This is a genomic window from Streptomyces sp. NPDC013157 (assembly GCF_042899865.1).
GTDB lineage: Bacteria > Actinomycetota > Actinomycetes > Streptomycetales > Streptomycetaceae > Streptomyces.
The window spans coordinates 36,642-51,162 of record NZ_JBIBAK010000019.1 but is presented as its reverse complement, the minus strand read 5'-3'; the positions used below and the strand labels follow the sequence as shown (position 1 = coordinate 51,162).

14 protein-coding genes are annotated in these 14,521 nt (G+C 72.4%); 10 read left to right on the top strand and 4 right to left on the bottom strand.

What is annotated here, in order from left to right; genetic code table 11:
• Nucleotides 1-5: 5 nt before the first annotated feature.
• From ACFY6U_RS41600 to mscL, 6 genes are all read left to right on the top strand, one after another.
• A complete protein-coding gene (locus ACFY6U_RS41600; protein WP_390046854.1) occupies nt 6-1,583 on the top strand; it encodes a potassium/proton antiporter in 1,578 nt (525 codons plus the stop codon).
• 268 nt (nt 1,584-1,851) lie between these two features.
• On the top strand, nt 1,852-3,144 hold the full coding sequence (locus ACFY6U_RS41595) for an MFS transporter (RefSeq protein WP_390046852.1): 1,293 nt from the start codon (nt 1,852-1,854) through the stop codon (nt 3,142-3,144).
• Between the two features lie 67 nt (nt 3,145-3,211).
• Nucleotides 3,212-3,541: an FmdB family zinc ribbon protein gene (locus ACFY6U_RS41590; protein WP_351488264.1), complete on the top strand. Its 330-nt coding sequence runs from the start codon at nt 3,212-3,214 to the stop codon at nt 3,539-3,541.
• 109 nt (nt 3,542-3,650) lie between these two features.
• Nucleotides 3,651-4,484: an S-methyl-5'-thioadenosine phosphorylase gene (locus tag ACFY6U_RS41585; protein ID WP_390046850.1), complete on the top strand. Its 834-nt coding sequence runs from the start codon at nt 3,651-3,653 to the stop codon at nt 4,482-4,484.
• A gap of 181 nt (nt 4,485-4,665) precedes the next feature.
• Nucleotides 4,666-5,244: a hypothetical protein gene (locus ACFY6U_RS41580; protein ID WP_390046848.1), complete on the top strand. Its 579-nt coding sequence runs from the start codon at nt 4,666-4,668 to the stop codon at nt 5,242-5,244.
• A 138-nt stretch (nt 5,245-5,382) separates the two neighbouring features.
• Nucleotides 5,383-5,859, top strand: coding sequence for a large conductance mechanosensitive channel protein MscL (gene mscL / locus ACFY6U_RS41575; RefSeq protein WP_390046846.1), 477 nt, complete (start codon nt 5,383-5,385; stop codon nt 5,857-5,859).
• Between the two features lie 40 nt (nt 5,860-5,899).
• Here the strand turns inward: mscL and ACFY6U_RS41570 are convergent, their stop codons facing one another.
• Entirely contained in the window at nt 5,900-6,076 is a 177-nt protein-coding gene (locus ACFY6U_RS41570) for a hypothetical protein (protein WP_390046844.1), read from the bottom strand.
• A 149-nt stretch (nt 6,077-6,225) separates the two neighbouring features.
• On the opposite strand from ACFY6U_RS41570, the gene ACFY6U_RS41565 reads away from it, so the two are divergent.
• From ACFY6U_RS41565 to ACFY6U_RS41550, 4 genes are all read left to right on the top strand, one after another.
• Nucleotides 6,226-7,464 carry a low temperature requirement protein A gene (locus tag ACFY6U_RS41565; RefSeq protein ID WP_390046842.1) on the top strand — a complete coding sequence of 413 codons (1,239 nt, stop codon included), beginning with the start codon at nt 6,226-6,228 and terminating at the stop codon, nt 7,462-7,464.
• Between the two features lie 62 nt (nt 7,465-7,526).
• Nucleotides 7,527-8,552 (top strand): P1 family peptidase, encoded by a 1,026-nt coding sequence (locus ACFY6U_RS41560; protein WP_390046841.1) that lies wholly within the window; start codon nt 7,527-7,529, stop codon nt 8,550-8,552.
• Between the two features lie 176 nt (nt 8,553-8,728).
• Nucleotides 8,729-9,958 carry an Ig-like domain-containing protein gene (locus tag ACFY6U_RS41555; protein WP_390047132.1) on the top strand — a complete coding sequence of 410 codons (1,230 nt, stop codon included), beginning with the start codon at nt 8,729-8,731 and terminating at the stop codon, nt 9,956-9,958.
• Nucleotides 9,959-10,115: 157 nt separating this feature from the next.
• Nucleotides 10,116-10,862, top strand: a complete 747-nt coding sequence (locus tag ACFY6U_RS41550) for a DUF6227 family protein (protein ID WP_390046839.1) — start codon at nt 10,116-10,118, stop codon at nt 10,860-10,862.
• Between the two features lie 21 nt (nt 10,863-10,883).
• Here the strand turns inward: ACFY6U_RS41550 and ACFY6U_RS41545 are convergent, their stop codons facing one another.
• The 3 genes from ACFY6U_RS41545 to pfkB all read right to left on the bottom strand — a co-directional run bounded on the left by ACFY6U_RS41545 (nt 10,884) and on the right by pfkB (nt 14,519).
• Nucleotides 10,884-11,135 (bottom strand): hypothetical protein, encoded by a 252-nt coding sequence (locus tag ACFY6U_RS41545; RefSeq protein WP_390046837.1) that lies wholly within the window; start codon nt 11,133-11,135, stop codon nt 10,884-10,886.
• 116 nt (nt 11,136-11,251) lie between these two features.
• Nucleotides 11,252-13,318: a fructose-specific PTS transporter subunit EIIC gene (locus tag ACFY6U_RS41540; RefSeq protein WP_390046835.1), complete on the bottom strand. Its 2,067-nt coding sequence runs from the start codon at nt 13,316-13,318 to the stop codon at nt 11,252-11,254.
• Nucleotides 13,319-13,571: 253 nt separating this feature from the next.
• The gene (gene pfkB / locus ACFY6U_RS41535) at nt 13,572-14,519 is read right to left on the bottom strand and encodes a 1-phosphofructokinase (protein WP_390047130.1); all 948 of its coding nucleotides are present in this window, start codon (nt 14,517-14,519) and stop codon (nt 13,572-13,574) included.
• Nucleotides 14,520-14,521: the final 2 nt, after the last annotated feature.

Here is a 14,521-nt window from a genome sequence, read left to right as displayed (position 1 = left end):
GCGTAGTGCCGCACTCTCGGTCCTGTGTACGTGAGCTTCCGCGTCGCCCGCGCGCGAGCCAAGGAAGGGAACCGCCGCTGACTGTCCACCACCTCAACCAGCTTCTGCTCGTCTGCTCCGTGGTCCTGCTCGTCGCCGTCGCGGCCGTCCGGATCTCCTCGCGCAGCGGGCTCCCCAGCCTGCTCGTGTACCTGGGGATCGGCGTCCTCATGGGCCAGGACGGCATCGGCGGCATCCACTTCGCCAACGCCGAACTGACCCAGCTCATCGGATACGCAGCCCTGGTCGTGATCCTGGCCGAGGGCGGACTCGGCACGAAGTGGAAGGAGGTCGAACCCGTCCTGGCGTCCGCCTCCATGCTGGCCCTGGTCGGGGTCGGGGTGAGCGTCGGCGTCACCGCCGCGGGCGCGCACTACCTGGTCGGACTGGAGTGGCGGCAGGCGCTCGTCATCGGTGCGGTGGTGTCCTCCACGGACGCGGCGGCGGTGTTCTCCGTGCTCCGGCGCATTCCGCTGCCCGCGCGCGTGACGGGCACCCTGGAGGCGGAGTCCGGCTTCAACGACGCCCCGGTGGTCATCCTGGTCGTCGCCCTGTCCACCGCGGGCCCGGTCGAGCACTGGTACGTCCTGGTGGGCGAGATAGCCATGGAACTGGCCATCGGCGCGGGCATAGGCCTCGCGGTCGGCTGGCTCGGCTCCTGGGGCCTCCGGCACGTCGCGCTGCCCGCCTCCGGCCTCTACCCGATCGCCGTGATGGCCATCGCGGTCACCGCGTACGCGGCCGGCGCACTGGCGCACGGCAGCGGCTTCCTCGCGGTCTACCTGGCCTCCATGGTGCTCGGCAACGCCAAGCTGCCGCACTGGCCGGCCACCCGCGGATTCGCCGAGGGGCTCGGCTGGATCGCCCAGATCGGCATGTTCGTCCTGCTCGGCCTGCTGGTCACGCCGCACGAGCTCGGCGACGACATCGTGCCCGCCCTCGTCATCGGGCTGGTGCTCACCATGGTGGCGCGGCCGGTGAGCGTGATCGTCAGCCTCGCGCCGTTCCGGGTGCCCTGGGCGGAGCAGACCCTGATGTCCTGGGCCGGGCTGCGCGGCGCCGTGCCCATCATCCTGGCGACGATCCCCATGGTGAACGGCGTCGACACCAGCCACCGGATCTTCAACATCGTCTTCGTCCTGGTCGTCGTCTACACCCTCGTCCAGGGGCCGACCCTGCCCTGGCTGGCCCGGAAGCTGCGGCTAGGCGAGGGCCCGGAGGCCGCCGACCTCGGCATCGAGTCCGCGCCCCTGGAGCGGCTGCGCGGGCACCTGCTGTCCGTCTCGATCCCCGAGGGATCGCTGATGCACGGCGTGGAGATCAACGAGCTGCGGCTGCCCGCCGGGGCCGCCGTCACCCTGGTCGTCCGCGAAGGAAAATCGTTTGTTCCGCTGCCCGCGACGGTGCTGCGACGCGGGGACGAACTCCTCGTGGTCGCCACCGACCCGGTGCGGGACGCCGCGGAACGGCGGCTGCGCGCGGTCGGCGCCGGGGGCAAGCTGGCGGGCTGGCTGGGCACGAACGGGGCGGCGGGCATGCGTTAAGGACGTGTTTCGGATACTTCACACCTCAGGCAATCCCAGGTGAACGGGGGCCACGGTGCTCATTTTCACAGGTGTACCGCGCCCTCCCCCCTGTACGATGAAAGCACCTTGATCGAACCAACTCTGCCTGACGCAGAGCTGGCGCGACCGTACGGCGGCCGGAACGCTCTTCGCAGTGGATGCCGGTATCTACCGCAGTTCCGCGCAAGAGGACAGCTCTCGGCGCCCCCGCACGGGCGCGCTACCAGGCGGCAGAAAGGCACGGGCCGTGGCATCCACGGTCACCACCGAGCCGTCGGAGAACCCGGCGGCGCCGTCCCGCCCGGGATACGGACAGCTGCTGCGCACCCGCGGCGCCTGGACGTTCCTGCTCCCCGCTTTCGCGGCGCGCCAGCCGTTCGCGATGCTCACCATCTCCATCGTGCTGCTCGTGCAGCACACCACCGGCTCCTACGGCGCCGCGGGCGCCGCCGCGGCCGTCACCGGTGTCTCCATGGCGCTGTTCGCGCCCTACAGCGGCCGCCTGGCCGACCGCTACGGGCAGCGCGCGGTGCTGGTCCCCGGCGTGCTCGTGCACACCGTGTCCGGCCTCGTCCTGACGGCGCTCGCGCTGGCGCACGCGCCCCTGTGGGCACTGTTCGCGGCGGCCGTGCCGACCGGCGCCTCGGTGCCGCAGATCGGCCCCATGGTGCGAGCCCGCTGGGGCGTGAAGCTCCAGGACTCCCCCCTGATGTCCACCGCGGCCGCCTTCGAGTCCGTCACCGACGAGCTCACCTTCGTCTTCGGCCCGCTGCTCGCGACCGCCCTGTGCACCACCGTCGCCCCGGCCGCCGGCCTGGTCACGGAAGCCGCGCTCACCCTGGCCGGCGGTCTGCTGTTCGCCGCCCGCAAGAGCACCCAGCCCCAGGTGACCGGCACCGGCCACACGCGCGTGCGGCACGCCTCGGCGCTCCGCGTCCCCGGCGTACGCGTGCTGGTCGTCGCCTTCCTCGGCATCGGTTCCGTCTTCGGCGGCATGCAGGTCTCCCTCGCGGCGTTCACCGAGTCGATCGGCGAGCCCGGCCTGAACGGCGTCCTGTACGGCACCTTCGCCGCGGGGAACATGCTCTCCGGCATCGTGTGCGGCGCGCTCGCCTGGAAGGCCGCCCCGCACCGGCGCCTGGTGGTCGGCTACGCGGCGCTCGCGCTGACCGCGTCGGCGCTGTGGACGTCCCACTCGGTGCTCGTCCTGGCCGGTCTCGGCCTGCTGGTCGGCATGTGCATCGCGCCCGCCCTGATCACCGGCTACACGCTGGTCGAGGGCCTGGTCCCGGCCGGCGCCCGCACGGAGGCGTTCACGTGGCTGACCGGCGCGGTGGCGCTCGGCCAGGCGGCAGCGGTCACGGTCGCCGGACAGCTGGAGGACCGCCTGTGGGGCGGCGCCGGGTTCCTGGTGCCGATGGCCGGCACCCTGCTCGCCCTGGTGACCCTCCTGGCGCTGCGTTCGCGGCTGATCACCCGTCCCCGGAACCGTACCGTCGCACGTGGCGTCGGTCACCGAGTACCGCTGGCGGTGGACTGATCCTCAGGAATACGTCACTATGGACCGTCGTTAGCACTCACTGAGTGAGAGTGCCAGGAGGAAGACAGTGCCGACCTACCAGTACCAGTGCACCGAGTGCGGCGAGGGCCTCGAGGCGGTGCAGAAGTTCACCGACGACGCCCTGACCGAGTGCCCCAACTGCGGTGGCCGCCTGAAGAAGGTGTTCTCCGCGGTAGGCATTGTCTTCAAGGGCTCGGGCTTCTACCGCAACGACAGCCGCGGCTCCTCGTCGAGCAGCAGCCCCGCGTCGAAGTCGGGCTCGGCGTCGTCGAGCACGTCGTCGGAGTCGAAGTCGTCCGACTCGAAGACCTCCGACTCGAAGTCGTCGTCCTCGACGTCTTCCTCGACGGGCTCGGCCAGCAGCTCCGCCGCCTGAGACCTCACCCCTCGGATCCCGCCGTCGTGCGACAGCGGGATCCGAGGCGTTCCCGGACCCCGGCACGTGCCCGGGCGGCCGGTTCGGGCGGGCGGCTAGTGTGCTGCGCATGGTGAACGCAGAGATCGGCGTAATCGGCGGTTCCGGCTTCTACTCGTTCCTCGACGACGTGAACGAGATCCAGGTCGACACGCCCTACGGGCCGCCCAGCGACTCCCTCTTCCTCGGCGAGATCGCCGGCCGCCGGGTCGCCTTCCTGCCCCGCCACGGACGCGGCCACCATCTGCCGCCGCACCGCATCAACTACCGGGCCAACCTCTGGGCGCTGCGCTCCGTCGGCGTGCGCCAGGTGCTCGGCCCGTGCGCGGTGGGCGGTCTGCGCCCCGAGTACGGCCCGGGCACGCTGCTGGTACCGGACCAGCTGGTGGACCGTACGAAGTCCCGGGCGCAGTCGTACTTCGACGGGCTGCCGCTGCCCGACGGCGCCGTGCCGAACGTGGTCCACGTCTCGCTGGCCGACCCCTACTGCCCCACCGGCCGGGCGGCGGCCCTGAAGGCGGCGCACGGCCGGGAGTGGGAGCCGGTGGACGGGGGCACGCTGGTGGTGGTCGAGGGGCCGCGCTTCTCGACCCGCGCCGAATCGCTGTGGCACCAGGCGCAGGGCTGGTCGGTGGTGGGCATGACCGGTCATCCCGAGGCGGCGCTCGCCCGTGAACTGGAGCTCTGCTACGCGTCGTTGACGCTGGTCACGGACCTGGACGCGGGCGCCGAGACCGGCGAGGGCGTCTCGCACGACGAGGTGCTGCAGGTGTTCGCGGCCAACGTGGACCGGCTGCGCGGCGTGCTGTTCGACGCGGTGGCGGCCCTGCCGGAGAACGCGGCACGGGACTGCCTGTGCACGAACGCGCTCGGCGGCATGGACCCGGGGTTCGAGCTGCCCTGACGCGGGTCGTGACGCGGGCCGTGACGCGAGGCCTTTCCGCGGGGCGGACACGGGCGGAACTCCTCGTTCGGGTGGCCGAGTTGTCCACAACCGGTCGGTAGCCCACCGCCTCCGGCGGGTTTCGGCACGAGACCTCATCGTGGTCTCGCAAGCCGGTTCCTCGTCGCAGGTGGTGATCCCCGTGTCCGTTCCCCCCTCTCCTTCCCCCGTCTTCCCCCCTCCCCTCCGCGTCCCGCGCCCGCTGGGCACGGACGCCCCCGCCACCTGCGAGGTCCCGTACTTCGAACCGGTGCGGGTGCGCGGCGGGCGGTATCGGCTGGACCGGCTGCTGCGGCACCGCGGCCGGGCCCTCGCGGCGGGCCTCGCGGTCACGGCGGCGGCGCTCGTCGCGGCGGGACCGCGTACCGCCCTCGACCCCCTGCGGGCCGAGCGGCCCCGGGGCCACCCGGCCGTCACCCAGCCGGTACGACGGCACGCCCCGCCCGTGGACATGGTGACGGCACCGGTGCGGATCGCCGACGCGGCCACCGTCCGGCTGCTGCGCCCCGGCGACCGGGTGGACGTGATCGCGGCCGGGGATCCCGCGGCAGGCGGGGAGGCCCGGGTGATCGCACGCGGGGTGCGCGTGACGAAGCTGCCGGAGCCGGTCGACGCGGCCGCGGAGAGCGGGGCGCTGGTCGTGCTCTCGGTCCCGCGGACCACCGCCGCACAACTGGTCGGCGCGAGCGCCACGGCACGGCTGGCGGTGACCCTGTGTTGAACAGCCTGGGGCGATTTTCGGGACGCTCTGTGTCAAGTCGCTCGTTCGAGCTGCGGGATTGGGCGCGATGGCCGCACCGTGCCGTAGGTTGCGGAGCGTTTTGTTCCACACCCTGTGCATGTGAGGAGAGTCCCCGAGGTGAGCGCGAAGAAGGAACCGAGTATCTGGCAGGGCTTCAAGGCCTTCCTGATGCGCGGCAACGTCGTCGATCTGGCAGTCGCGGTGGTCATCGGCGCCGCCTTCACGAACATCGTCAACTCGGTGGTGAAGGGGCTCATCAACCCGCTGGTCGGCGCGATCGGCACGAAGAACCTCGACAGCTACAGCTCGTGCCTGAAGGACCCCTGCGTGCTCAACGCGGACGGCACGGTGAAGAGCGGTATCCCGATCATGTGGGGCTCCGTCCTGGGCGCCACGCTCTCCTTCGTGATCACCGCGGCGGTCGTGTACTTCCTGATGGTCCTGCCGATGGCGAAGTACCTGGCCCGGGTGGAGGCCCGCCGGAAGGCGCGGGAGGGCACGCACGAGGTGGTCGAGGTGACCGAGCTGGAGGTGCTGAAGGAGATACGCGACGCCCTGGTGGCGCAGCGCGGAAACGGTCACATCCAGCGTTAGCGGCGCTGCCGCGAAGGCTCCGAACGGTCGCGCGGAGGGCTCAGAGGTGGTGGGGCGGCTTCTCGTCGAGGAAACGCCTGAGGTCGGCCGTGGAGTCGCCCTCCGGGCGGTCGCCCCAGCCGCGGTCGGTGTCGTCCGAGGACTGCCGGTCGAGCGGGTCGTCGAAGATCAGCGCGGGCTTCGGGTCGCGCGGCGCGGGCTCGGGGGCGGTGGTCATGTCCCAAGACTACGGCGCCCGCGGCTCGGGTCCGCCCGGGCGGGCGGGGCCGCCCGGCGGCCCCGCCCGCGGTCCTGCCGCCCACCGGGTCGCCCGCCCGCCTGCGGCTCCGTTCGCAAGCCGGTGCCCTTTTCTGCTGTGCTGGACGCATGACGTCGAGTTCCCCTCAGGCTCCCGCCCCACAGCACGCGCCCCAGCCCCTCCGGCCGCTGCGCCGCCTCACCGCGCGCGGGCGCGAGGAGTCCCACCGGGTCTCCTCACCACTCGAGCTCTTCTTCGACCTGTGCTTCGTGGTGGCCATCGCCCAGGCGGGTGCGGGACTGGTGCACTCGGTCGCCACAGGCCACGCGGGCGAGGGCGTCCTGAACTACGCGATGCTGTTCTTCGCCATCTGGTGGGCCTGGATGAACTTCACCTGGTTCGCTTCGGCCTACGACAACGACGACGCCCTCTACCGGGTCGTCACCCTGGTCCAGATCGCGGGCGTGCTGGTGCTGGCGGCCGGTGTCTCGCGGGCCTTCGCGGACCACGACTTCGCACTGGTCCTGATCGGCTACGTGATCATGCGGCTGGCGCTGGCCTCGCAGTGGCTGCGGGCCGCGCGGGAGGCCGAGGGGGCGGAGCGGACCATGGCGCTCCGGTACGCGGGCGGGGTGCTGCTGTGCCAGGTCGGCTGGGTCGGTCTCGTGGTGCTGCCGCCGCACGGGCGCCCCTGGGTGTTCCTGGTGATGGCGATCGCCGAGCTGTGCGTGCCCGTGTACGCCGAGAAGGAGCACAGCACCTCCTGGCACCCGCACCACATCGCCGAGCGCTTCGGGCTGTTCACGATCATCGTGCTCGGCGAGACGATCTCGGCGGCGACGGTCGCCGTGAAGTCGGCCGTGGCCGAGCACGACGCGCTCGCGGAGCTGCTGCCGATCGCGGCGGGCGGCCTGCTGATCGTCTTCTCGGCGTGGTGGATCTACTTCGTGGTGCCGATCCACGGCCATCTGCGCTCCAACAGACAGTCCTTCCTGTGGGGTTACGGCCACTACCTGATCTTCGCGTCGGCGGCCTCGATCGGCGCCGGCATCGAGGTGGCCGTCGAGGACGCGGTCGGCAAGGCGCACATCTCCACGACGGCCGCGTCGACGGCCGTGACCGTGCCGACGGCGCTGTACCTGCTGACCGTGTGGGCGCTGCACTCGCGGCACTTCAAGGTGGGTCTCGCCCAGCAGCTGGTGCTGCCGGTGACGGCGCTGCTGGTGGTCTGCTGCACGTTCCTCGGCGACTGGGCGGTGCCGGCGGCGGGCGTCGTTTCCGCGCTGGCGGTGGCGACCGGCACGACGCTGACGGCGCGCACGGCCGGCCGCGAGCGCCCCGCGCAGGCCGCCACGGCCGCCTCCTGACCGGTCCGGGGGCGGACCAGGAGCGGGCCAGGAGCGGGCCGGGCTGGGCCAGACTGGCCGTCATGACAGTTGACGCATTGACGGACGTGCCCGGGCTGCGGGTGGGACACGCCACCCGCACCGGCGAGGGCCTGCTCACCGGCACCACGGTCGTCCTGGCCCCCGAGGGCGGCGCGGTGGCCGCCGTGGACGTGCGGGGCGGGGGCCCGGGCACCAAGGAGACGGACGCGCTCGATCCGCGCAACCTGGTGGAGCGGGTGGAGGCGATCGTGCTCACGGGCGGCAGCGCGTACGGGCTCGACGCGGCGTCCGGGGTGATGGCCTGGCTGGAGGAGCGGGGACGCGGGATGCGGGTGGGGCCGGATCCGGCGCATGTGGTGCCGGTGGTGCCCGCCGCCTGTGTCTTCGATCTGGGTCGGGGCGGGGACTTCCGGGCCCGGCCGGACGCGGCGACCGGGCGGGCGGCGGTCGAGGCGGCCGCGGCGAGCGAGCCGGGAGCCCGGGTGCCACAGGGGTGCGTGGGCGCGGGTACGGGCGCCGTGGCCGGGGCGCTGAAGGGCGGGGTGGGCAGCGCGAGCACCGTGCTGGACTCGGGGATCACGGTGGCCGCGCTGGTGGTGGCCAACGCGGCCGGCGCGGTCCTCGATCCGGAAACGGGGGCGTTGTACGGGGAGTTGTTCGAGGGGCGGGTGGAGTATCCCGAGGAGCGGGTGCACGAGGACGCGCGCCGGCGGCTCGCCGAGACCGCCGCCCGGAACGGGCTGCCGCCGCTCAACACCACGCTCGCGGTGGTCGCGACCGATGCCGGACTCTCCAAGGCGCAGGCGCAGAAGCTGGCCGGGACGGCGCACGACGGGATCGCGCGCGCCGTCCGGCCGGTGCACCTGCTCAATGACGGGGACACGGTGTTCGCGCTGGCGACGGGGGGGCGGCCGCTGGACAAGCACCCGCTCGCGCTCAACGAGATCCTCGCGGCCGGCGCGGACCTGGTGACCCGCGCGATCGTGCGGGCGGTAAAGGCCGCCGAGTCGGTGGACGGGCCGGGCGGGGTGTGGCCGTCGTACAGCGAGTTGTACGGGGCGCGCTGACGACGGCCACGGGCGCGTCCGGAACCTTGCGCGTAGCTGTCGATTGTCCTGGTTCTGTCACGTGATGGCGTTCGCGGGCGCCGGAGGGAACCCCGAGGGGGGCCTCCGGCCTCTTTCTCCACGCACTGGAGCGGATCACGCACATCACAAGAACTCACATGAACCTGGAGCAGCCCGTGACATCGCCGGACATTGCAGCGCGGCGCGCACTGGGGGCCTGTGCCGCCCTGATGGTCGGCGCCCTCACCCTCACCGCCTGCGGCGGCAACGCCAACGCCAACGACAAGAGCGACGGCGCCAAGGGCGGGCAGGACACCGCCGCGAAGACGTCGACCGCGAAGATCGTGATCTCGGCGAAGGACGGTTCGACCGGCGCGTCCATCAACACGACCGGCGTGCAGGTCAGCGACGGGAAGCTGACCGACGTCAAGATGACCGTGGCGGGGTCGGGGCAGGCCGTGGACGGCACCCTCTCGGCGGACGGCGGCAGCTGGAAGCCGAAGGAGCAGCTGGAGCGCGGCACGAAGTACGAGATATCGGCGACCGCCAAGGACTCCAAGGGGCTCACGGCGGCGGCCAACTCCATCTTCACCACCGTCGACTCGGCGAACAGCTACATCGGCACGTACACGCCGGACAACGGGACGACGGTCGGCGTGGGGATGCCGGTGTCGTTCAACTTCGACAAGGTCATCACCGACAAGAAGGCCGTGCAGTCGCACATCACGGTCACGTCCAGCAGCGGCCAGCAGGTGGTGGGCCACTGGTTCGGGGCGCAGCGGCTGGACTTCCGGCCGCAGGACTACTGGAAGGCCGGCTCCAAGGTCACGATGAAGATCGACCTGGACGGCGTCGAGGGCGCGAACGGCGTCTACGGGGTGCAGAAGAAGACGGTGTCGTTCACCGTCGGCCGTTCGCAGGTCTCCACGGTGGACGCGAACACGCAGACCATGACGGTGGTGCGGGACGGCAAGGTCCTCAAGTCGGTGCCGGTGTCCACGGGCAGCCCCGAGCACACGACGTACAACGGGCAGATGGTGATCTCCGAGAAGTTCACCCAGACCCGGATGAACAGCCAGACGGTGGGCCTCGGCGGGGAGTACGACATCCCGGACGTGCCGCACGCGATGCGGCTGACGACGTCGGGGACGTTCATCCACGGCAACTACTGGTACAACAAGTCCAACCCGCCGTTCGGGCAGCAGGGCACCAGCCACGGCTGCGTGGGGCTCGCGGACGTCCAGGGCGCGCAGGGGGACACGACGGCCAAGTGGTTCTACGACAACTCGCTCATCGGGGACGTCGTGATCGTGAAGAACTCCCCCGACAAGACCGTGCAGCCGGACAACGGCCTCAACGGGTGGAACCTGTCGTGGAGCGAGTGGACCGCGGGAAGCGCCGTCTGACCGGCACCTTTTGACTGTTCGCCGGGCCGCGCGGGAACTTTTCGCGCGGCCCGCGCGTTTTCCCGGCGTACGTTTTCTCGGTTCCCGGACATGATGTCCGACCGAGGGGCTACGGTATGCACCCACAAGGTGACATGCAGCAACGCCGGGAGAAACCTTGAGCGTTCCGTACGAGACGGCAGCGTACGAACCAGCCGAGTCGCCCGAGTCTCCGGAGGAGCACCTCGCGCGGCTCCTCGGCCGTGCCCTGAACTCCTTCGAGTTGCCGGACGAGGCCATAAGGCAGCTGGACTGCGCGCTGGCGCACGACAGTTCGCTGCACTCCGCGCACCACAGCGCGGGGCTGCACCGGGAGACGTACCGGCACACCTGGCTGCTGGCCGACGGCTCCGCGGTCACGCTGTGGGAGCTCGTGCACAACACCGTGCCGGGCGGCGACCCGCAGCACGAGGTGTACGTCGACGAGGAGGAGCTGCGGGCCGCGACCGCGCGGCTGCCGTTGCCGGCGGACGCCCCGGACTTCGAGCTGCCCGTGCTGGTGACGCTGGCGCCGGTCCCGGAGCCGCGGCACGTGTACGTGCCGGACGACTCGGCGGACCACGCGCGCCGGCTGCTGCGCCGCGCGGAGAACCCGGACCGGCCGGGCGCGGAGACGGCGGAGGCGCTGTCGGCGGCGTTCGCGCACCAGATCACCCAGGCGTTCGGACGGCCCGGGCGGACGGGCAGGCCGGGGCTGACCTTCTCGCTCTACGAGCACGCGTTCCTGCTGCGGGACGGCCGGGAGCTAGCCCTGTGGGAGGTCGAGCACACGGCGACACCGGACGGCCGGCACATGTGCGAGGTGTACCCGTCGGAGGACGCCGCCAGGGACGCGATGGAGCGGCGGGCGGCGCGGCAGAGGTAGCCCGCCCCCGTCCCGGGAGGCTCAGCGGCCGCCGAGGCGTCGTACCAGGCCGGCGAAGGCGTCCTGTTCGGCGGGGGTCAGTTCGACGGCCTCGCGGGGCGGGGCGGCCACGTGCTGGTGCGGGAAGGCGGGAAGGGTGCGCGCGGCGTGCCAGGCGAGGGCTTCGCGGCGGTTGCGGCGCAGCAGGCGCGTCACGACGGCCGCCCAGGCGACGGTCGCCAGGGTGAGCGCGGCCATGCCGATCAGCTGGAGAGTCGAGACGTGCGCGGGCATAGGCCCCAGTACACACCACGGTCCGGGACTTTGGTCCCGGACCGTGACGTATCTCGCAGGTGCCGTGAACAACTCACAGCGAATCAAAGGGACAAGACGGCAACGCGGTGCGGGGATCAGGCCGCGACCGGCTGCTTCGCCTCCTTCGCGGTGGCGGCCGTCCCGGCGGAGCCGCCCGCCGAGGCCTGCTGGGCCGGCTTGCGCAGGCCCTTGAGGAGGACGACCAGGGCCGTGGTGACGCAGACACCGGCGGCGATGGCGATCAGGTAGAGGAACGGGTTGCCGATCAGCGGGACCACGAAGATGCCGCCGTGCGGAGCGCGCAGGGTGGCGCCGAAGGCCATCGACAGGGCGCCGGTGATGGCGCCGCCCACCATCGAGGACGGGATGACGCGCAGCGGGTCGGCGGCCGCGAACGGGATCGCGCCCTCGGAGATGAAGGAGGCGCCCAGGACCCAGGCGGCCTTGCCGTTCTCGCGCTCGGTCTCGGTGAAGAGCTTGCCGCGCACGGTGGTGGCCAGGGCCATCGCCAGCGGCGGGACCATGCCGGCCGCCATGACCGCCGCCATGATCTTCATCGCGGAGTCACTGGGGTTGGAGACCGCGATACCGGCGGTGGCGAAGGTGTACGCGACCTTGTTGACGGGGCCGCCGAGGTCGAAGCACATCATCAGGCCGAGCAGGGCGCCGAGCAGGATGGCGTTGGAGCCGGAGAGGCCGTTCAGCCAGTCGGTCATGCCCTTCTGGGCGGAGGCGATGGGCTTGCCGACCACGACGAACATCAGGAAGCCGACGATCGCCGTGGAGACCAGCGGGATCACCACCACCGGCATGATGCCGCGCAGCGCCTTCGGGATGTCGATCTTCTGGATCGCCATCACCACGCCACCGGCCAGCAGACCGGCGACAAGGCCGCCGAGGAAGCCGGCGTTGATCGTGGAGGCGATCATGCCGCCCACGAAACCGGGGACCAGGCCGGGCCGGTCCGCCATGCCGTAGGCGATGTAGCCGGCCAGGACCGGCACCAGGAAGCCGAAGGCGACGGCGCCGATCTGGAACATCAGGGCGGCCCAGCTGTCGGTCTGCGTCCACACGAAGTGGTTGAGCACCGACGGCGCCGACTTGATCTCGTAGCCGCCGATCGCGAAGCCGAGGGCGATCAGCAGACCGCCGGCCGCGACGAACGGGACCATGTAGCTCACGCCGGACATCAGCCACTTGCGCAGCTTGGTGCCGTAGCCCTCGCCGGCCTCGCCCGCGCGCTCCACCGGGGTGGCCGGTGCGGAGCCGGACGTGACCTCGCCGCGGGCCGCCTTCGCGCGCACCTCGCCGATCAGGTCGGCGGGGCGGTTGATGCCCGCCTTCACGCCGACGTCGACGGTCGGCTTGCCGGCGAAGCGGTCCTTGTCGCGGACGGGCACGTCGTGCGCGAAGATCACGCCGTCCGCCGCCGCGATGACCTCGGGGGCGAGCCGGGTGAAGCCGGCCGAGCCCTGCGTCTCGACGACGAGCTCGACGCCCGCCTCGCGGCCCGCGTTCTCCAGCGACTCGGCCGCCATGTAGGTGTGGGCGATGCCGGTGGGGCAGGAGGTGACGGCGACGATGCGGAACGGGCGCTCGTCGGCCGCCGGGTCTGCGTCCTTGGTGGCCGCTGCGGTGCCGGCGGAGGCCGCCACCGGCGCCGCAGCGGTGTTCTGAGAGGCGCTCGCAGCCGCTGCGGCGCCCGTCGTGGCCGCGGGCGTCTCGTCGCCGCGGATCAGCGCCGCCGCCGTCTCCGCGTCGCCCGCCGACCGCAGCGCGTCCGTGAACTCGCTGTTCATCAGCTGGCGGGCCAGCGAGGAGAGGATCGTGAGGTGGGCGTCGTCGGCGCCGGCGGGGGCCGCGATCAGGAAGATCAGGTCGGCCGGTCCGTCGGGGGCGCCGAAGTCGATGCCGGCGGCGCTGCGCCCGAAGGCGAGCGTCGGCTCGGTGACGTGGGCGCTGCGGCAGTGCGGGATGCCGATGCCGCCGTCGAGGCCGGTCGGCATCTGGGCCTCGCGGGCGGCCACGTCGGCGAGGAAGCCCTCCAGGTCGGTCACCCGGCCCAGGGCCACCATGCGCTCGGCGAGGGCGCGCGCCGCCGCTTCCTTCGTGTCGGCGGACAGGTCGAGATCGACCAGGTCCGCGGTGATCATGTCGCTCATCGCGGGCTCCTATGCACGCGTATCGCCCGGAGTGTGGGGTGGGCGGGGGTGGGGACGGGGGTGCCGTGGGGGGCGGGTCGGGAGGCGGGGCCGGGGAAGCCCCGCCTCCCGGGGACGGCGGGGCGGCTCAGGGTGCCCCGACGGCCCGGCGGCGTGGCGAGTAACGAGACGCCTTGCCGCTCCTGGGCCGGTTGTCGGCGGCCGGCGCCGGGGAGCGGCGCGGCGGGGTGAGCGGTCGTACGGGTCTGGGTCTTCATGACACCGGCTCCGTCAGTTCGCGGTCGACGGGGACGACGTCGGTGACGGTGACCGCCGTCGGGTCCAGATCGGCCGGGGTGGGCATCACGCTGCCGGGCAGCTGGACGGCGGCGGCGCCGTGCGCGACGGCGGAGGCGAGGGCCTTGGGGCCGCTGCCGCCGGCGATGAGGAAACCGGCGAGGGAGGAGTCGCCGGCGCCGACGTTGCTGCGGACGGCGTCCACGCGGGCGCTCGCGAACCAGGCGCCCTCGTCCTCCACGAGCAGCTGGCCGTCGGCGCCCAGGCTGGCGAGGACGGCGCGGGCACCCATGCCGCGCAGCTCCTCGGCCGCCTTCAGCGCGTCGCCCACCGTCGCCAGGGGGCGCCCGACGGCCTCCGCGAGCTCCTCCGCGTTCGGCTTCACCACGTCGGGCTGCGCGCGCAGCGCTTCGAGCAGCGCGCGCCCCGAGGTGTCGAGCGCGATGCGTGCGCCCCCGGCGTGTGCCCGGGCGACGACATCGGCGTACCAGGAGGGCGCGAGCCCGCGCGGCAGGCTGCCGCAGCAGGCGATCCAGTCGGCGTCGCGGGACTGCTCGCGCACGGTCTCCAGGAGCAGTTCCTGCTCCTCGGCCGAGAGTTCCGGGCCCGGCGCGTTGATCTTGGTGAGCACCCCGTCGGACTCCGCGAGGGCGATGTTGGAGCGGGTGGCCCCAGCGACCGGGACCGGCGCGACCGCGATGCCCTGGGCGTCGAGCAGGTCGGCGATCAGGGCGCCCGGTGCTCCGCCCAGAGGCAGGACGGCGACCGTGCGGCGGCCGGCGGCGGCGACCGCGCGGGAGACGTTGACGCCCTTGCCGCCGGGGTCCATGCGCTCGCCGGAGGCGCGGTTGACCTCGCCGCGCTCCAGGGCGGGGACCTCGTAGGTCCGGTCGAGGGAAGGGTTGGGGGTGACGGTGAGGATCATGC